Here is an 18,011-nt window from a genome sequence, read left to right on the forward strand (position 1 = left end):
GCGCGCCGTTCTTCATTCTTTTCGCCCTATCGCGCGACCTGCGGGCCGCGCTGCTTGAGGGCCTAGTGTCGCTGGAGATTGCGATGAGACCGGATGTCGAGGCCATGAAGGCCGACATCGAGCAGAGCGTCGCTCTGCTCAGGAGGCGTCTTTGACTGGGACGTCGCCGTCAGAAAGCTCGATGAGCTGAACGCACGGGTCGAGGACCCGACCCTGTGGGACCGGCCGGAAGAGGCCCAGGCCGTCAGCCGCGACCGTTCGCGCCTGGAAGGCCAGATCAACGCCGTCAAGGCGATGGAGCAGGACCTGGAAGACGGGGTCATGCTGGCCGATATGGCCGATGAAGAAGGCGACGAGGCCGCTCTGGAAGAGGCGCGCGCCCTGTTGCGCGGCATCAAGGAGCGGGCGGCGCGGGCCGAGCTGGAGGCCCTGCTGTCCGGCGAGGCCGACGGAAACGACGCCTATCTGGAAGTCAACTCCGGCGCCGGCGGCACAGAATCCAACGACTGGGCGGGCATGCTGCTGCGGATGTACAGCCGCTGGGCCAAGGCTCACGGCTATGAAGTCACGGTCGAGGCTCAGGAGGACGGCGAACAGGCGGGGGTCAAGTCGGCCACCGTTCTGATCAGCGGCCCCAACGCCTATGGCTGGCTGAAGTCGGAATCCGGCGTCCATCGCCTCGTGCGGATCAGCCCCTATGATGCGGCGGCCAAGCGGCACACCTCGTTCGCCTCGATCGGCGTCTCGCCAGTCGTCGACGACACGATCGAGATCGACATCAATCCGTCCGACGTGCGCACCGACACCTATCGCGCCTCGGGCGCCGGCGGTCAGCACATCAACAAGACGGATTCGGCCGTGCGTCTGACGCACATTCCGACCAATACGGTCGTGTCCTGCCAGACCGGCCGGTCGCAGCACCAGAACCGCGAACAGGCGTGGAAGATGCTGCGGGCGCGTCTGTATGAGCTGGAACTGCAGAAGCGCGAGGCGGCGGCCCAGGCCCTGAACGACGCCAAGACGGACATCGGCTGGGGGCACCAGATCCGATCCTATGTGCTGCAGCCGTATCAAATGGTGAAGGACCTGCGGACCGAGGTCGAGACCTCGGATACGCAAGGGGTGCTGGACGGTGACCTTGACGCCTTCATGGGGGCGGCCTTGGCGGCGCGGGTCGGCCAGACGCGGGGCTCGGTCGCCGATTGACGGCGAGGGCGCGGCCTGATCGCTGAAATCCGGCGATCAGGCCGCGACGCGGATCAGGCGTTCGGCTTCAGGGCCACGACGTCAGCCTTGGCCTCGCTCGCCGGGGCGGGCGTCGGCTGGAGCGCGACGGGGGCGACCGGCGCGGGGGCGGGGGCCTGACGCTGGCCCTGGGCGACGCGGCCCTGGAAGAAGGCGCCGACGTCGATCGACAGCTGTTCGGCGGTGATGTCGCCTTCCACATAGGCTGTGGCGACCAGTTTGATCTGCTTGCCCTGGACGCCGCCGACGATGCGGCCGCGCACTTCGATATAGTCGGCCTGGACATTTCCCTCGACCGCGCCGGTCTCGCCGACGATCAGGCGGCCGACGCGGACGTCGCCCTTGATCTGTCCATCGATCTGCAGATCGCCCGCGCCGGTGATATTGCCTTCAAAGGCCAGGTCGGAGGACAGGGTGGACAGGCCGCGGCCTGGCGTCGTGGCGGCCGGGGCTGCGCCGGGGCGCGGGGCGGCCGGCATGTCCGGCAGCGGCGGAATGGCCGGGGCCGCAGGACGAGGCGACGACGGCGTCGGGGTCGCGGGTTTGCTAATTTTGTTGAACAAGTTGATCTCCTGCTCTGAGGAAGCGTGCGGGGTTCTGCGGCCGGCCGTTCAGCCAGACTTCGTAATGGAGGTGGACGCCGGTCGATCGGCCGGTGGTGCCCATGGCGCCGATCCTCTGGCCGAGCGCGACCGACTGCCCCGGCTGGACGGCCAGGGCGTTCAGATGGGCGTAGCGCGTCTTGAAGCCGCGCCCGTGGTCTATCTCGACCGTATTGCCATACCCTGAACGAACGCCGGCGAAGGAAACGACGCCGGGCGCCGTGGCGTAGATGGGGGTGTTCAGCGGTGCGGCGAAGTCCTGGCCCTGGTGGATGGCGGGACGGCCGTTGAAGGGGTCGAAGCGGACGCCGAAGCCGGAGGTGGTGCGGGCCTGGGTCGGTCGTTTGAACGGCAGCTCTTCGGCGGCCTCCGACAGGGTCCGCATTTCGTTAAGATTGGTCGCCGCGTGGCGGATGCGGACGGCGAAGGGTTCGTCCACGTCCAGAATAGCGGCCAGGGCCCGGGGATCGCGCGCCTCCACCAGGGGGCCGCCCAGCGGTTCGGCGGCGGCGACATAGGCGGCGGGATTGAGCCCCGCCAGACGGAAGGCCAGCCGGAGCCGTTCGGCGCGGGTCTGGGCGAAGGTCTCGGCCCGATCCAGCAGCCGTTCCTGATCCAGCCGAACCGCCAGGATGCGCTGGATCGGCGGCATGTCGGCGCGCAGCGGCTTGGGCGCCAGGGCCTGAACCGCCCCGTCCACGCCGTTCAAGCCGGTCATGATCTGGGCCAGGGCGGCGTGACGCCGCTCGATCATGGCGGCCGTCTGGTCCAGGGCGCCGTTCGTGGCGGACATGCGGACGACCGCGCTTTCCAGCCGCGCCTGAAGGTCCGCGTTCAGCCGCTCTGACGCGGCGCGCGCGCGGATGACCTCGGAGTCGGCGTGGCGCCGGGTCACGATGTCGAAGAGGAAGGCACCCGAGGCGACCAGAGACCAGACCAAGAAGGCCGATGCCGCCAGGCCGAGCAGGATCTGACGCCGGGCGGTGAGGGCGTAGGCCCGAACCTCGTCATGGCTGCGGAGATAGACGTAACGGACGGGCAAAAAACGATCCATGAAGGAGCGTTTCGGCGCTTTCTCTTCCAGGTCCATAAAGCAACGCCCCCACGTCGAGGTGGGGTTTATCCGCCGCCTTTATGACAGCGGCAAGATGGTTCACCTGTTGTTAACTATCATTTCAGGCGTTTTTGGGCATTTTCACGCAAAAGTGCCTTGAGAATCCCGGAATGCGAGAACCCGCTTGGACGGGATTCCCCTTGAAGGCGATTCGGCGTTCTCAGCCCAAGGCGCGGGCGGCCTCCAGAACCTCGGCGGCGTGGTCGGCGACCTTCACATTGCGCCAGGCGCGGGCGATCCGACCCTGGGCGTCGATCAGGAAGGTGGCGCGCTCTATGCCCATATATTCGCGGCCGTAGAGTTTCTTCTGGACCCAGACGCCCCAGGCCTCGCAGGCGGCGCCGTCCTCGTCGGAGGCCAGGATGACGGCGAGGTCGTACTTGGCCTTGAACCTGTCGTGCTTCTTCACCGTGTCCCTGGACACGCCGATGACCGGGCAGCCCAGGGCGGCGAAGTCGGCGGCCAGGGCGGTGAAGTCCTGGGCCTCGCGGGTGCAGCCGGTCGTGTCGTCCTTCGGATAGAAGTAGACGACGGCGGGCTTGCCTTTCAGGGCGGCGAGGGAGACGCGGCCGCCGTTGTCGGTCGGCAGGTCGAGGGCGGGGGCGGGCTGGCGTTCATCGGTGGACATGGGCTGTCTCCTTCCGTCATCCTCGGGCCTGACCCGAGGATCGGATGTGGTGCTCGGAGTGCGGCGCTTGTTCGCACAAGCGGCGGATGGTCCGGCCCTCGGGTCAAGCCCGAGGGTGACGGAGATTAAACGGGCCTCACCAGGACGATCTTCTTCTTGCCGGCCGCCAGCTTGATCACGCCGTCCTTCAGATCGGCCTCGGTCAGCAGCTGGGCGCCGTCGGAGACGGCGACGTCGTTGAGGCGCAAGCCCCCGCCCTGGGCCAGGCGGCGCGCCTCGCCGTTGGAGGCGGTCAGGCCGGCCTTGGTCACGACGGCGGCGATCATGGCGCCGTAGATCTCGGCGGCCGGAAGTTCGACGGTCGGCAGGTCGGCGGAAAGCTGGCCCTTCTCGAAGGCGCTTTCGGCGGCGGCGCGGGCGGTGGCGGCGGCTTCGGCCCCGTGCAGCAGGGTGGTGGCGGCGTCGGCGAGGGCCTTCTTGGCCTCGTTGATGGCCGCGCCCTCCAGGGCTTCGTATTCGGCGATCTGCTCCAGGCTGAGGTCCGTGAACAGGCGCATGAAGCGGCCGACGTCGGCGTCCTCGGCGTTACGCCAGAACTGCCAGTAGTCGTAGGGGCTCAGCTGTTCGGCGTTCAGCCAGACGGCGCCCTGGGCGGTCTTGCCCATCTTGCCGCCCGAGGCCGTGGTCAGAAGCGGGGTGGTCAGGCCGAAGGCGGCCTTCTGGTCCACCCGGCGCACCAGATCCACGCCCGAGGTGATGTTGCCCCACTGGTCCGACCCGCCCATCTGCAGCGTGACCTTCAGGCTGCGGTTCAGCTCCAGGAAGTCCACCGACTGCATCAGCATGTAGTTGAACTCGAGGAAGGTCATCGGCTGCTCGCGCTCGAGCCGCAGCTTGACCGAGTCGAAGCTCAGCATCCGGTTGACGGTGAAATGGGTGCCGAAGTCGCGCAGGAACTGGATGTAGCCGTAGGTCGACAGCCAGTCGTCGTTATTGACCATCACCGCGTCGGTCGGGCCGTCGCCGAAGGTCAGGAATTTGGCGAAGACCGTCTTGATGGAGTCGATGTTCGACTGGATGGTCTCTTGGGTCAGCTGGGGGCGCGACGCATCCTTGCCGGTCGGGTCGCCGACCTTGGTGGTGCCGCCGCCCATCAGGACGATGGGCTTGCCGCCCGCCTGCTGGAGCCGGCGCAGCATCATGATCTGGATCAGGCTGCCCACGTGCAGGGACGGAGCGGTGGCGTCGAAGCCGATGTAGCCGGCAACCACGCCCGAGGCGGCCGCCTCGTCCAGCTCGGTCGGATGGGTGATCTGATGGATGTAGCCGCGCACCTGAAGGGTGCGGAGGAAGTCGGATTTGAAGGCTTGGTCGGTCATGGCGGAGGCTCCGTTAGCAGGGATGCCGGCGGTCGTCTTCCATTTCCGAAGAGCGCGTCGCCAGCGAAGGCGGCGCGTGTTCGCGGGCCGCTCGCTTACAGCGGGCGGTAATACAGGCCGGTGATGGCGCGGGCGGCGAACATGGGTTCTGGATAAGGCGCAGCGTTGACCGGCGTCAAGCCTGCGCTACGAAGACGGGATGCGTCTGCCCCTGATCCCGCACCCGACCTGTTCCCCCGCCGGGCTGACGCTGGAGGTCGAGGCGCGGCGGGCGGGGCGGGTGTTGAGCCTGGAGTATCTGTTGGCCGGGCCGGTCGAGAGGGTGCGGTGGCCCGAGGCGACGGCGCGGGTGCGGACGGACGAGCTGTGGCGGACGACCTGTTTCGAGGCCTTCGTGCGGACGGAGGGCGGCTATGTCGAATATAATCTGTCGCCGTCGGGGGCCTGGGCGGCCTATCGGTTCGACGGCTATCGCGAGGGGATGCGGGGGCTGGAGATCGCGGCGCCCTTCATCGTCACGCGCATGGCCCAGGGGCGGTTCGTTCTGACGGTCGATGTGGAGCTGCCCGAGGATGCGACGGGGCCGGTCGGGCTGACGGCGGTGGTCGAGGCGCTGGATGGGGCGATCGCCTATTGGGCCCTGGCGCATCCTTCGGATAAGCCGGACTTTCATCATCCCGACTCGTTCGCGCTGGAACTGCCATGAACTTCGGTCTCGACCGCCTGCTGTCCGACGACGCCCTGAGGGCGCAGCTGAAGGGGCGGCGCGTGGCCCTGCTGGCGCACCCGGCCTCGGTGACGAAGGACCTGGGTCATGCGGTGGACGCCCTGGCCGCCTGTCCCGAGATCGAGCTGACCGCCGCCTTCGGGCCGCAGCACGGGATGAAGGGCGATCTGCAGGACAATATGATGGAGAGCCCGGATTATCGCGATCCGGTGCACGGCTTCCCCGTCTTCAGCCTGTACGGCGAGGTGCGGCGGCCCAAGGACGAATGGATGGAGACGTTCGACGTCGTCCTGATCGACCTGCAGGACCTGGGCTGCCGCATCTACACCTATGTGACCACGCTTCTGTATGTGCTGGAGGCGGCGGCGAAACACGGCAAGTCGGTCTGGGTGCTGGACCGGCCCAATCCGGCGGGGCGGCCGGTCGAGGGGATGACGCTGAAGCCCGGCTGGGAGAGTTTCGTCGGGGCCGGACCGATGCCGATGCGGCACGGCATGACGATGGGCGAACTGGGCCTGTGGTTCATCGACCAGTTCAGGCTGGATGTGGATTATCGCGTCGTGGAGATGCAGGGCTGGGCGCCCGAGGCGGGACCGGGCTTCGGCTGGCCGCTGGGCGAGCGGGCCTGGGTCAACCCCAGCCCGAATGCGCCGAACCTGTCGATGGCGCGCTGTTACGCCGGCACGGTGATGCTGGAGGGGGCGACCCTTTCGGAAGGCCGCGGCACGACCCGGCCGCTGGAGCTGTTCGGGGCGCCCGACATAGACGCGCGGGCGGTGATCGCCGAGATGCAGGCGCTGGCGCCGGAGTGGCTGGGCGGCTGCGTGCTGCGTGACATGTGGTTCGAGCCGACCTTCCACAAACATGTCGGCAAACTGTGCAGCGGGGTGCAGCTCCATGTCGATCACCCCGGCTACGACCACGCCGCCTTCAGACCGTGGCGGGTGCAGGCCCTGGGATTCAAGGCGATCCTGCGGCTGTATCCGGATTACGACCTGTGGCGGGATTTTCCGTATGAATATGCCTTCGGGAAACTGCCCATCGACGTGATCAACGGCGGACCGGGTCTGCGGGAATGGGTGGACGACGCGGCGGCGGGGCCGGGCGATCTGGAGGCGGCGACGCGGCCGGATGAGGCGGCGTGGGAAGAGGCGCGGCGGGGGTTCCTGCTGTACTAAGGCGGGCGGCGATTTACCTGTCTGGCGTCAATACCCGCTGTGTCGGTTGTTCATCATCTGTGTTTCTCGCTCAAATTGGGCGCGCTCATTGGCTTCGCGACGAGCATCCTCATCCCGTTGGGCTTTTGGGCGCGGAATAGCCACCGGCACGGTGAAGGCGATCCTACTGACGGTGGAATGAGCGGATTGGATTTGGCCTTGGATGTCCGCCTTGATGAAGGGGATCACCTTCACGCCAGCGGCGCCACCGGCCGTGCCCCTGTCTTCGACCGTTGTTGCGAGGTCGAAGGAGACGTTTGTCACGACGTTTTCCGATTCGTCCTTTGGCGCGTGAGCACCGCCATACGCTGCCCGACCAATGAAGCCGCCACATGTGGCGTCGTCTTGAGCCGCGATCACCGCTTTCACGATGCTCAGCAGGGTTTCTTTCACGTACGCGTCTAAGGCGATGCCATCTGCCATTGTCCACTCCAATCCCGAAGCGATAGCACGCACGTCCAGCGCGAAAATCAAGTCCTCACGGACGCTGTCGGGACCGGATCCGCTGTTCACCAAGTCGAAACGTCCCCTTTCTCGCAAAACAGGGTGGGCTGCCTGTTGTCTGCGTCCTGAGATCGCTGCCCAAACACCGGGGTTCTGGATCCTCGGGTCGAGCCCGAGGACGACGGGGTGGGGTGCGGTCTTTCTATAACCAAAATCTATCACGCATCTGCAAATAAGTGATTGGGCTTATCTGTTGCGATGCGGTAGGAAGCGGGCCTCCCCAACCTCCCAACGGAATGGAAGCCCTGCATGGCCCTCATCAACACGACCATCAAACCCTTCACGGCCGAGGCCTATAAGGACGGCAAGTTCCTGACCGTCACCGAGGCCGATGTGGCGGGCAAGTGGGCGATCTTCTTCTTCTATCCGGCCGACTTCACCTTCGTCTGCCCGACCGAGCTGGAAGACCTGGCCGACAACTACGCCGAGTTCCAGAAGCTGGGCGTCGAGATCTATTCGGTGTCGACCGACACCCATTTCTCGCACAAGGCCTGGCACGACTCCTCCCCGGCCATCGGCAAGATCACCTACACCATGCTGGGCGATCCCTCGGGCCTGGTGACCAACAACTTCGACGCCATGCGGCCGGGCGTGGGCCTGGCCGACCGTGCGACCTTCCTGGTCGATCCGGACGGCGTGATCCAGTTCACCGAGACCACCTCGGAAGGCATCGGCCGCAACGCCGCCGAACTGCTGCGCAAGGTCAAGGCCGCGCAATATGTGCGCGCGCATCCGGGTGAAGTCTGCCCGGCCAAGTGGGAAGAGGGCGAAGCCACCCTGGCGCCGTCGCTCGACCTCGTCGGCAAGATCTAAGACGGAACGCCTATCGGGTCCGGCCTTCGGGTCGGACCCACCCGGCCGCCGCCCTGTTTCGTGGGGGCCGGACCCTATCGCGCAAGCCTCGCCGGGATCGGCTCGAAGGCGGCGCGTCACCCTGGAATTCGAGGACTGCCCCATGCTGGACGCCAATCTGAAATCTCAGCTCGAGAGCTACCTCAAGAACATCGTCCATCCGGTCGAACTGGTCGCCTCGCTGGGCGCCGGGCCGAAGTCGATCGAGCTGAAGACCCTGCTGGAGGAGATCGTCTCGGTCTCGCACGGCAAGGTCGAGATGGGCCGCGACTATGACGATGAACGCCAGCCCAGCTTCCTGATCCGCAGGAAGGGCACCGACATCGGGGTGCGGTTCGCGGGGATTCCGCTGGGCCACGAGTTCACCTCGCTGGTGCTGGCCCTGCTGCACGTCGGCGGCCATCCGTCCAAGGCGGCGCAGGAGGTGATCCAGCAGGTCAAGGACCTGGAGGGCGACTATGTGTTCGAGACCTATTTCTCGCTGTCGTGCCAGAACTGCCCCGACGTGGTGCAGGCCCTGAACCTGATGAGCGTGCTGAATCCGCGCATCAAACACGTCGCCATCGAGGGCGGCCTGTTCAAGGACGAGGTCGAGGAGCGCAAGATCATGGCCGTGCCGACGGTCTTCCTGAACGGCGAACTGTTCGGCCAGGGCCGGATGGAGCTGGAGCAGATCGTCGCCAAGCTGGATTCGGGAGCCGAGGCGCGGGCCGCCGAGCGGCTGAAGGCCAAGGACCCGTTCGACGTCCTGGTGGTCGGCGGCGGCCCCGCCGGGGCGGCGGCCGCCATCTATACGGCCCGCAAGGGCATCCGCACCGGCGTCGTGGCCGAACGGTTCGGCGGCCAGGTGCTGGACACTATGGCGATCGAGAACTTCATCTCGGTGCCGCACACCGAGGGGCCGAAACTGGCCGCCCATCTGGAGCAGCATGTCCGCGAGTACGAGGTGGACCTGATGAACCTGCAGAAGGCGGCCAAGCTGATCCCGGCCAAGGTTCCGGGCGGTCTGCACGAGGTGGTGCTGGAGAACGGCGCCAGTCTGAAGTCGCGGACCGTCATCCTGTCGACCGGCGCCCGCTGGCGCCAGATGAACGTGCCGGGCGAGGACCAGTACAAGAACAAGGGCGTGGCCTATTGCCCGCACTGCGACGGGCCGCTGTTCAAGGGCAAGCGGGTGGCGGTGATCGGCGGCGGAAACTCCGGCGTCGAGGCGGCGATCGACCTGGCGGGCATCGTGGCCCATGTGACCCTGATCGAATACGACAGCGAACTGCGGGCCGATGCGGTGCTGCAACGCAAGCTGGCGACCCTGCCGAACGTGCGGATCGTCACCTCGGCCCTGACGACCGAGGTGCGCGGCGACGGCGAGAAGGTGACGGGCCTGGTCTACAAGGACCGCAACTCCGACGCCCATCACGACGTCGATCTGGAAGGCGTCTTCGTCCAGATCGGCCTGGTGCCGAACACCGAATGGCTGCACGGCGCCGTGGCCCTGACGACGCGCGGCGAGATCGAGGTGGATCACCGGGGCGAGACGTCTCAGCCAGGCGTCTTCGGGGCGGGCGACGTGACGACCGTGCCCTATAAGCAGATCGTGGTGGCGATGGGTGAGGGCTCCAAGGCAGGGCTGGCCGCCTTCGACTATATGATCCGCACCGTCCCGGCCGAAGAGGCGGTCGAGGCGGCCTGACGTCCAGGGCGGTTTTCGCTGTAAGGCGAACCGTGTAAGCGCAGGCCAGGTTTAAGGCGGAGCGCGATATGACGGCGGCATCCTCGGGCCGGCTGTGGGGCGTCGCCTCCGGCCTGGGCGCAGGCGCGATGTGGGGGCTGGTCTTCCTGGCGCCGAAGTTTGCGCCCGAGGCCTCGCCCCTGCTGCTGACCGCCGGGCGGTATCTGGCCTATGGGCTGATCGCCGCCGTCCTGATCGCCCCGCGCTGGCGGCGGCTGGCGCCCTTGATCGAGGGGCGGACATGGCGCGCCCTGGTCTGGCTGAGCCTGGCGGGCAATCTGGTCTATTTCGCCTTTGTCGTGGTCGCGGTGCATCTGGCCGGGGTGGCGGCCTCGGCCCTGATCGTCGGCATGGTGCCGGTGGTGGTGGCCCTGTGGGGGCTGAGGGACCGCAGCGGACCGTCCCTGTCGCGTGCGGCGCCCCCCATCGTCCTGGCCGCCCTGGCGGTGGCCCTGATCGGCTGGCGGGCCCTGGCTCAGGGGGAGGCGGGGGCGGAGGGACCGACGGGGGCTCAGGCCCTGATCGGCTTGGTCTGCGCCCTAGGCGCCCTGGCGTCCTGGTCGGCCTATGCGGTGGGCAACAGCCGCTGGATGGCGCGGCTGCCCGAGGTCTCGCCCCATGACTGGTCCCTGCTGACCGGCGTCGTGACCGGCGGCCTGGCATTGATCCTGGCGGTCCCGGCGGTTTGGACCGCCCACGGCTGGAGCGGGGGGCAATGGCTGCATCTGGCGGGGGTCTGCCTGGGCGTGGCCCTGTTGGCCTCCATCATCGGCAACGCCCTGTGGAACCAGGCCAGCCGCCGCCTGCCCCTGTCCATGCTGGGCCAGATGATCGTGTTCGAGACGGTGTTCGCCTTCGTTTACGGCTATGTCTGGGAGGGGCGGGGGCCGGCCCTGGTGGAGATACTGGCCATACTGATGATGATCGTCAGCGTCATCTGGTGCGTGCGCGCCCACGCCCCGCCACGCGGCGCGGAGGAGCCGCCGCACTGATCACGGCGCCTCAGTGCAGCTTGAGCCGACCCGAGACGCGGCGGTGCAGCAGCCGTGACAAGGCCAGGATGACGGTGCGACGGACGCCCAGAATGGCCCGGTGGTGGTCCAGGTGCAGGGCCATATAGGCCCATTTGGCGATCAGCCCCTCGATAAGGAAGTTCGGCCCGCTCAGATTGCCCATCAGCGATCCCACGCCCCGGTCCCCGCCCAGCGACACCAGCGACCCCCGGTCGCGATAGACATAGGGGCCGGGATCGCGAGCCGGGTCCGCCAGGGCCTGGGCCAGATAGGCGGCCTGTTGGGCGGCGGCCTGGGCGCGGGCGGGGACCGGGCGCCCGTCGGGGCCTGGCGCTTCGGCGCAGTCGCCCAGGGCGTAGATGTCGGGGGCGGAGGTCCGCAGCCGGTCGTCTACGACGAACTGATTGAGACGTCCCGTCGTCAGGCCGAGGTCGCGGTTGGTCTCGGCGGCCTTGACCCCTGCGGCCCAGACGATCAGGTCGGCGGGGACCGCGCCTCTGGACGTCTCCAGCCGGTCCGCATGGACGGCCTGGACCTTGGCGTCGGTCAGCAGCCTCACCCCCTTGGCCTCCAGGGCCTGGGCCGCCTTGGTCGAAACCCGTTCCGGAAGACCGCCCAGGATACGGGGCGCGGCCTCCACAATGGTGACGTCGATGTCGAACCTCTGGTCCGGCGTCAGGCCCGCAGACAGTTCGTCATGGCCTTCGATCAGTTCGGTGGACAGCTCCACCCCCGTGGCGCCGGCACCGACGATGGCGATGCTCAGCCTGCGATCATCCGAATAGGCCGCGGCCAGGAAGGCGCTGGTCAAACGTTTGTTGAAAGCCTCGGCGTCGGCGACGTCTTCCAGAAGATGGGCGTGTTCGGCCGCGCCCGGCGTGTTGAACAGGTTCGAACCGCTGCCGATCGCCAGCACCAGGGTGTTGAAGGCCAGGGTGCGCGGGGCGACCAGGACGGCGCCGTCCTGATCGCGGATTTCGCCCAGGGTCAGGGTCTTGTTCGCCGGATCGAGGCCGGTCAGGTCGCCGAAGGCGAAGCTGAAATGGTTGCGGCGCGCCAGGACCGGATAGGACAGGCCCTCCTGATGGCTGTCCAGCGACCCCGCCGCCACCTCGTGCAGGCTGGGCTTCCACAGGTGGAAGATGGAGCGGTCGATCAGCAGGACGCGCCGACGGCCCTCGCGCGGACCGAACCGACGGCCGAGGCGTGCGGCGAGCTCAAGCCCGCCCGCGCCGCCGCCGATGATGACGATGTCGTGGCGGCGCCGCGATGCGGCGGCGGGAGAGGAGGAAGCGGTTTGCGTCATGGGGATCTAGCGAGGCGTTATCGGCAGGGTTCCACTGGCCCCTATGTGGACCCGGCGAGACCGTTTGTCGCGCCCGTTGACGCGATATCGGCTCTGTCTTAGCCATAAGAGGCGGCGATCCGGGCCCCTCTGGCGATCCCTCCCGATCGCGATGTCGGCCGCCTCTCGACATTGGTGGAGGTAGACGTGGATTTTCTGCTGGCCGAATGGCTGGGCAAGCCCGCTTGGATGTGGGTCGGCTTTATCGGAATCGTAGCCCTGCTGCTGGCGCTCGACCTGGGCGTTCTGAACCGCAAGGATCATGAAATCGGGGTTCGCGAGAGCCTGCTGCTGTCCTCGATGTACATTGCGATCGCCCTGGCGTTCGGCGGCTTCGTCTGGTGGGAGCTGGGGTCGGAAAAGGGGCTGGAGTATCTGACCGGCTTCGCGATCGAAAAGAGCCTGGCGATGGACAATGTCTTCGTCATCGCCATGATCTTCGCGGCCTTTTCCATCCCGCGCATCTACCAGCACCGGGTGCTGTTCTGGGGCATCGTCGGGGTGATCGTCCTGCGGGCCCTGATGATCGCGGGGGGCGCGGCCCTGGTCAGCCGCTATGAGTGGGTGCTGTATCTTTTCGCGGCCTTCCTGGTCTTTACCGGGATCAAGATGTTCGCCGCCCGTCACGAGACCGAGCAGGACATCGCCGACAATCGGCTGCTGGCCTGGCTGCGTCGCCGCCTGCCGGTGACGGAGACCTTGCACGGACACGCCTTCTTCGTGCGTCAGCCGAACAAGACGGGCCGGACGGCGCTGCACGTCACGCCGCTGTTTCTCGCCCTGGTGATGATCGAACTGGCGGACGTGGTGTTCGCGGTGGATTCGGTGCCGGCCATCTTCGCCATCACCACCGACCCCTATATCGTCTACACCTCGAACATCTTCGCCATTCTGGGCCTGCGGGCGCTGTATTTCGCCCTGGCGGCGGTCATTCACCGCTTCGCCTATCTGAAACAGGCCCTGGCCGTGCTGCTGATCTTCATCGGCGGCAAGGTGATCGCCGCGCCCCTGATGGGACTGGACAAGATCCCGCCTGCCGTCTCGCTGAGCGTGACGGCGGCCATATTGGCGGCGGGGGTGGGCTATTCGCTGTGGCGGACGCGATCAGACGCCAAGCCCGGGTGAACCGAGCGGCCGGCCTGAGGTTCAGGCCGGCTTTTCTTCCAGCCGCTTGTCCAGATAGGCGCCGACGCGGCGATCCACGGCGGCCATATGATCCTGCCAGAAGTGGCTGGCGCCCTCTTCCAGCTCATAGTCGATGACGATGCCCTTCTGGGTGCGCAGCTTGTTGACCACCCGCTCGACCTCGACGGGCGGGACGATGGTGTCGGCCGTGCCGTGCAGGAACAGACCCGAGGCGGGGCAGGGCGCCAGGAAGCTGAAGTCGTACATGTTGGACGGGGGCGAGACCGAGATGAAGCCGTCCGTCTCGGGCCGACGCATCAGAAGCTGCATGCCGATATAGGCGCCGAACTGATAGCCCGCGACCCAGGTCTGGCTGGCGCCGGGGTTGTTGGCCTGAAGCCAGTCCAGCGCCGTGGCCGCGTCCGCCAGTTCGCCGATGCCGGAATCGAACTCGCCCTGCGACTTGCCGACGCCGCGCGAATTATAGCGCAGGGTGGCGAAGCCGCGCTGCTGGAACAACTGGTGCAGGGTGACGGCGACCGGGTTGTTCATATGGCCGCCCGCCTTGGGATGCGGGTGCAGGATCAGGGCGATCGGCGCATTTGGGCGCTTGCCCGGAGAATAGCGGCCTTCGATGCGGCCGGAGGCGCCGGGCAGGATGACTTCAGGCATAGGGGCTCTGGAATCCGTTCAACTGTCATTTCGCGTGAGCGTAATACTTGACCGCGGAGGTGGGACTTTCTAAGTCCCTCCGCAAGCGCGCCGCCTTTGCGAAGGCGCGGGTTCTAACACAAGAGCCCCGGAAAGCGCGCAATTTTTGAAGGTGCGAAATGCGTCTGTCGACCAAGGGACGATACGCCGTCATGGCGATGGCCGATCTGGCGAAGAACGGACGCGGCGAGGGCGGCGAAATCCGGGCGGTTTCGCTGGCCGAGATCGCCGCGCGGCAGGAGATTTCGCTGAGCTATCTCGAACAGTTGTTCGCCAGGCTGCGCAAGAGCGGCCTGGTCCAGAGCGTGCGCGGACCGGGCGGCGGCTATCGGCTGGCCAAGGGGGCGGATGAGACGGTGGTGGCGGAAATCGTTCTGGCCGTGGACGAGCCGATCCGCGCGACCCGGTGCGTGGCGCACGGAACACCCAAGGGTTGCATGCTGGCCGGCGAGCGCTGCATCACCCACAACCTTTGGGAAGATCTGGGCGACGAGATCCATCGCTATCTGGCCGGGGTTTCGCTGGAGGATGTGGTGATGAACCGCACCGGCCGGCGACGCCAGCATGTCGATCCGCCCGTGGCGGTGGAGGCGGCGGCATGAGCGCGGTCTATCTGGACTACAACGCCTCAGGGCTGGTGCGGCCCGAGGTTCTGGAGATCATGACCCAGACCCTGGCCGACAACGGCAATCCGTCGGCGGTCCACGCCGCCGGCCGTCGGGCGCGGGCGCGGATCGAGACGGCGCGCGCCCAGGTCGCCGAACTGGTCGGCGCCGATCCGACGGCGGTGGTGTTCAACTCGGGCGGCACCGAGGCCAATGCGCAAGCGATCGCCAGCGCCCTGGCGGCCGGGTGCGAACGGCTGATCGTGTCGGCGACCGAACATCCGTGCGTGGCCGAGGCTGCGGCGGCGGCAGGCGCGCCGGTCGAGATTCTGCCGGTCGATGCGAACGGCTTGGTCGATCTGGCCTGGCTGGCCGAGGCCTTGGCGCGGCCCGGTCGGGCGGTGGTCGCCATCCATCATGCGAACAATGAAAGCGGCGTGATCCAGCCGATCGCGCAGGCGGCGGCCCTGGTGCGGGCCGCCGGCGGCTGGCTGCACGTCGACGCCATCCAGTCGGCGGGCAAGATCGCCGTCGATATACGGGCTCTGGATGCGGACAGCCTGACCCTGTCGGCGCACAAGCTGGGCGGTCCCCAGGGCGTCGGCGCCCTGGTATTCAAGGAAGGCGTGTCGGGCGTGCGCATCCTGCACGGGGCGGGGCAGGAGCGGGGCCTGCGCGCCGGGACCGAGAACGGGCCGGGCATCGCCGGATTCGGCGTCGCCGCCGTTTGCGCCGCGCGCGATCTGGAGACTGTCGCGTCGCATGCGGCCTGGCGTGACGCCGCCCAGGCGCGGGTCAAGGCGGCCGGGGCGACCATCATCGGCGAGGGCGCCGATCGCCTGCCCAACACCCTGTTTTTGGCCGTCGAGGGCTGGGACAGCCCGCAACAGTTGATCACCCTGGATCTGGCCGGGATCATGGTGTCCGCCGGTTCGGCCTGTTCCTCGGGCAAGGTCAAGCCGTCCAAGACGATCAGCGCGATGGGACTGAATAGGCTGGCCACGGGGGGCGTGCGCGTCTCCGGCGGCTGGGGCACGACCGAGGGCGACTGGGCGCGGTTCGCCGACGCCTGGGTGGACGCCTGGACCAAACACAAGGCACGCGCCGCCGCGCGCGTGAGAGAGGTCGCCTGATGGCCGCCGTCAAGGAAACCATCGACACCGTCGCCGAACTGGAACGGTACAAGTACGGCTTCACCTCGGATGTGGAGCAGGAGTTCGCCCCCAGGGGGCTGAACGCCGACATCGTGCGCTTCATCTCCGAAAAGAAGGGCGAGCCGGAATGGATGCTGGAATGGCGCTTAGCCGCCTATGAACGCTGGCTGGCGATGGAGGAGCCGACCTGGGCGGCGGTTCGTTACGAGCCCGTCGATTATCAGGACCTGTTCTACTACGCCGCGCCGAAGAAGAAGGAAGGGCCGAAGTCGCTGGACGAGGTCGATCCCGAGATCCTGGACGTCTACAAGAAGCTGGGCATTCCGCTGAAGGAGCAGGAGGTTCTGGCGGGGGTGCAGGGCGCCCCGCGCGTGGCCGTGGACGCCGTGTTCGACAGCGTGTCCGTGGTCACCACCTTCAAGGAGGAGCTGGCCAAGGCGGGCGTGATCTTCATGCCGATTTCCGAGGCCTTGCGCGAATATCCTGAGCTGGTGCGGAAATATCTGGGGTCGGTGGTGCCGGTCTCGGACAACTATTTCGCGGCCCTGAACAGCGCGGTCTTTTCGGACGGGTCGTTCGTCTACATCCCGCCGGGCGTGCGCTGCCCGATGGAGCTGTCGACCTATTTCCGCATCAATGCGAGCCAGACGGGCCAGTTCGAGCGCACCCTGATCATCGCCGACAAGGGCAGCTACGTCTCGTACCTTGAGGGCTGCACCGCGCCGATGCGCGACGAGAACCAGCTGCACGCGGCCGTGGTCGAGATCGTGGCCCTGGACGACGCCGAGGTGAAATATTCGACGGTCCAGAACTGGTACCCCGGCGATGCGGAAGGGCGGGGCGGCATCTACAACTTTGTCACCAAGCGCGCCGATTGCCGGGGCGACCGGTCCAAGGTGTCCTGGACCCAGGTCGAGACCGGTTCGGCCGTCACCTGGAAATATCCGTCCTGCATCCTGAAGGGCGACGACAGCTCGGGCGAGTTCTATTCCATCGCCATCACCAACGGGCGTCAGCAGGCCGACACCGGCACCAAGATGATCCACCTGGGCAAGAACACCAAGTCGCGGATCATCGCCAAGGCGGTGTCGGCGGGTCGGTCGGACTCAACCTATCGCGGCCTGGTTTCGGTGCATCCGAAGGCGACGGGGGTGCGCAACTTCACCCAGTGCGACAGTCTGCTGATCGGCAAGGAGTGCGGCTCGCACACCATCCCCTATATCGAGGCCCGCAACGGCTCGGCCCAGCTGGAGCACGAGGCGACGACGACGCGCCTGTCGGACGATCAGCTGTTCTACGCCCAGCAGCGCGGGCTGTCGCAGGAGGAGGCGGTGGCCCTGCTGGTCAACGGCTTCGTCCGCGACGTGCTGCAGGAGCTGCCGATGGAGTTCGCCGTCGAGGCGCAGAAGCTGGTGGCGATCAGTCTGGAAGGGAGCGTGGGGTGATGGCGACGCTGTGGTATGATCCGCGCATCAGTCCTATGCGCGGGAAATCATAATGGAAACCATCGCCGTTCCGTTCGATACCGACGCCGCCGATCGGCTGAAGCGCGCTGCTGCAGAGATCGGCATGCCATTGGAAGAATTCATCGCCTCGGCCGCCGAGCAGGTTGTCACCGACGGCGAAGCGCAACTGGGAGCGCCGCTTTCGGAGGCGCAGCTCGCCTCGATCCGTCGCGGCGTCGAAGATGTCGCGGCCGGACGGGTCTATAGCCATGAAGAGGTCTTCGATGAACTGAAGGCGCGCTTCAAGCGATGAGGACCGTCCGATGGTCGAAGGAGGCCAGGGATGGGCAGAGGGAGTGGTTGGATCTGCTGGAGCAGCAGGACCCGCGCCTGACGGATCGAGCCCTGGCTGAAAGCGAAGCCTTGTCGCTGAAGCTTGGCGATCATCCCTTTCGCTATCGGCCGTCGCGATGGAGAGGATTTCGCGAAGCCAGCCTTCTACGCTGGCGCAAGGTCGTCGTCTTTCAGGTTCTGCCTGACGAGGTGGTGATCGTTTCATTTTATGACGCCCGGCAAGACCTTGCCGCCGTCCAGCCCAAGTCAGATTCGAACTAAG

The 18,011-nt window shown here is 66.9% G+C and carries 20 protein-coding genes; 13 read left to right on the forward strand and 7 right to left on the reverse strand.

The features are described from left to right. Positions 1–83 precede the first annotated feature (83 nt). Positions 84–1,206, forward strand: a protein-coding gene (gene prfB / locus ACW178_RS09500) for a peptide chain release factor 2 (RefSeq protein ID WP_152950166.1) whose coding sequence is annotated in 2 segments (ribosomal slippage) — positions 84–152 and positions 154–1,206 — 1,122 coding nt in all. Because the reading frame shifts where the segments join, the coding sequence is not laid out codon by codon here. Between the two features lie 53 nt (positions 1,207–1,259). On the opposite strand, the gene ACW178_RS09505 is transcribed toward prfB, so the two are convergent. Next, complete coding sequence (locus tag ACW178_RS09505) at positions 1,260–1,808, reverse strand: bactofilin family protein (RefSeq protein ID WP_224762143.1); 549 nt, start codon at positions 1,806–1,808, stop codon at positions 1,260–1,262. After that, positions 1,792–2,901, reverse strand: a complete 1,110-nt coding sequence (locus ACW178_RS09510) for a peptidoglycan DD-metalloendopeptidase family protein (RefSeq protein WP_231681266.1) — start codon at positions 2,899–2,901, stop codon at positions 1,792–1,794. The genes ACW178_RS09505 and ACW178_RS09510 overlap by 17 nt, the downstream gene beginning before the upstream one ends. Here ACW178_RS09510 and ACW178_RS09515 point away from each other — a divergent pair. Beyond that, entirely contained in the window at positions 2,900–3,061 is a 162-nt protein-coding gene (locus ACW178_RS09515) for a hypothetical protein (protein ID WP_191555693.1), read from the forward strand. The two genes, ACW178_RS09510 and ACW178_RS09515, sit on opposite strands and share 2 nt — an antisense overlap. A gap of 60 nt (positions 3,062–3,121) precedes the next feature. Here the strand turns inward: ACW178_RS09515 and ACW178_RS09520 are convergent, their stop codons facing one another. Next, positions 3,122–3,589, reverse strand: a complete 468-nt coding sequence (locus tag ACW178_RS09520) for a peroxiredoxin (RefSeq protein ID WP_287104378.1) — start codon at positions 3,587–3,589, stop codon at positions 3,122–3,124. Between the two features lie 125 nt (positions 3,590–3,714). Then, a complete protein-coding gene (gene tyrS, locus ACW178_RS09525; protein ID WP_287104379.1) occupies positions 3,715–4,968 on the reverse strand; it encodes a tyrosine--tRNA ligase in 1,254 nt (417 codons plus the stop codon). Positions 4,969–5,167: 199 nt separating this feature from the next. Here tyrS and ACW178_RS09530 point away from each other — a divergent pair, with 199 nt between their 5' ends. After that, positions 5,168–5,674 carry a DOMON-like domain-containing protein gene (locus ACW178_RS09530; RefSeq protein ID WP_287104381.1) on the forward strand — a complete coding sequence of 169 codons (507 nt, stop codon included), beginning with the start codon at positions 5,168–5,170 and terminating at the stop codon, positions 5,672–5,674. Beyond that, positions 5,671–6,873, forward strand: a complete 1,203-nt coding sequence (locus ACW178_RS09535) for an exo-beta-N-acetylmuramidase NamZ family protein (protein ID WP_492024499.1) — start codon at positions 5,671–5,673, stop codon at positions 6,871–6,873. The genes ACW178_RS09530 and ACW178_RS09535 overlap by 4 nt, the downstream gene beginning before the upstream one ends. Positions 6,874–6,900: 27 nt before the next feature. Here the strand turns inward: ACW178_RS09535 and ACW178_RS09540 are convergent, their stop codons facing one another. Then, positions 6,901–7,335 (reverse strand): hypothetical protein, encoded by a 435-nt coding sequence (locus ACW178_RS09540; protein ID WP_287104384.1) that lies wholly within the window; start codon positions 7,333–7,335, stop codon positions 6,901–6,903. 330 nt (positions 7,336–7,665) lie between these two features. Between ACW178_RS09540 and ahpC the strand changes: the two genes are divergently transcribed. The 3 genes from ahpC (at position 7,666) to ACW178_RS09555 (ending at position 10,989) form a co-directional block, all read left to right on the forward strand. Then, a complete protein-coding gene (ahpC, locus tag ACW178_RS09545) occupies positions 7,666–8,229 on the forward strand; it encodes an alkyl hydroperoxide reductase subunit C (RefSeq protein ID WP_054765617.1) in 564 nt (187 codons plus the stop codon). Positions 8,230–8,371: 142 nt separating this feature from the next. After that, the gene (ahpF, locus tag ACW178_RS09550; RefSeq protein WP_287104385.1) at positions 8,372–9,958 is read left to right on the forward strand and encodes an alkyl hydroperoxide reductase subunit F; all 1,587 of its coding nucleotides are present in this window, start codon (positions 8,372–8,374) and stop codon (positions 9,956–9,958) included. A 68-nt stretch (positions 9,959–10,026) separates the two neighbouring features. Then, positions 10,027–10,989, forward strand: coding sequence for a DMT family transporter (locus ACW178_RS09555; protein ID WP_287104386.1), 963 nt, complete (start codon positions 10,027–10,029; stop codon positions 10,987–10,989). A 10-nt stretch (positions 10,990–10,999) separates the two neighbouring features. Here the strand turns inward: ACW178_RS09555 and ACW178_RS09560 are convergent, their stop codons facing one another. After that, positions 11,000–12,316, reverse strand: a complete 1,317-nt coding sequence (locus ACW178_RS09560) for an NAD(P)/FAD-dependent oxidoreductase (protein WP_492024500.1) — start codon at positions 12,314–12,316, stop codon at positions 11,000–11,002. Between the two features lie 186 nt (positions 12,317–12,502). Here ACW178_RS09560 and ACW178_RS09565 point away from each other — a divergent pair, with 186 nt between their 5' ends. Further along, positions 12,503–13,480 (forward strand): TerC family protein, encoded by a 978-nt coding sequence (locus ACW178_RS09565; protein WP_287104389.1) that lies wholly within the window; start codon positions 12,503–12,505, stop codon positions 13,478–13,480. 21 nt (positions 13,481–13,501) lie between these two features. On the opposite strand, the gene ACW178_RS09570 is transcribed toward ACW178_RS09565, so the two are convergent. Continuing rightward, on the reverse strand, positions 13,502–14,152 hold the full coding sequence (locus tag ACW178_RS09570) for an alpha/beta hydrolase (RefSeq protein ID WP_054765621.1): 651 nt from the start codon (positions 14,150–14,152) through the stop codon (positions 13,502–13,504). Between the two features lie 158 nt (positions 14,153–14,310). Here ACW178_RS09570 and ACW178_RS09575 point away from each other — a divergent pair, with 158 nt between their 5' ends. From ACW178_RS09575 to ACW178_RS09595, 5 genes are read left to right on the forward strand one after another with little or no spacing between them, the layout of a single operon-like run. Then, entirely contained in the window at positions 14,311–14,793 is a 483-nt protein-coding gene (locus tag ACW178_RS09575) for an Rrf2 family transcriptional regulator (protein ID WP_287104391.1), read from the forward strand. Further along, entirely contained in the window at positions 14,790–15,929 is a 1,140-nt protein-coding gene (locus tag ACW178_RS09580) for a cysteine desulfurase family protein (RefSeq protein WP_492024501.1), read from the forward strand. The genes ACW178_RS09575 and ACW178_RS09580 overlap by 4 nt, the downstream gene beginning before the upstream one ends. Continuing rightward, positions 15,929–17,395, forward strand: a complete 1,467-nt coding sequence (gene sufB / locus ACW178_RS09585; protein WP_054765624.1) for a Fe-S cluster assembly protein SufB — start codon at positions 15,929–15,931, stop codon at positions 17,393–17,395. The genes ACW178_RS09580 and sufB overlap by 1 nt, the downstream gene beginning before the upstream one ends. Positions 17,396–17,447: 52 nt before the next feature. Further along, positions 17,448–17,708 (forward strand): hypothetical protein, encoded by a 261-nt coding sequence (locus ACW178_RS09590; protein ID WP_054765625.1) that lies wholly within the window; start codon positions 17,448–17,450, stop codon positions 17,706–17,708. Positions 17,709–17,755: 47 nt separating this feature from the next. Further along, positions 17,756–18,010, forward strand: a complete 255-nt coding sequence (locus ACW178_RS09595; RefSeq protein ID WP_054765626.1) for a type II toxin-antitoxin system RelE/ParE family toxin — start codon at positions 17,756–17,758, stop codon at positions 18,008–18,010. The last annotated feature ends 1 nt before the right edge of the window (position 18,011 follow it).

The sequence above is a fragment of the Brevundimonas sp. AVps4 genome, assembly GCF_058681525.1.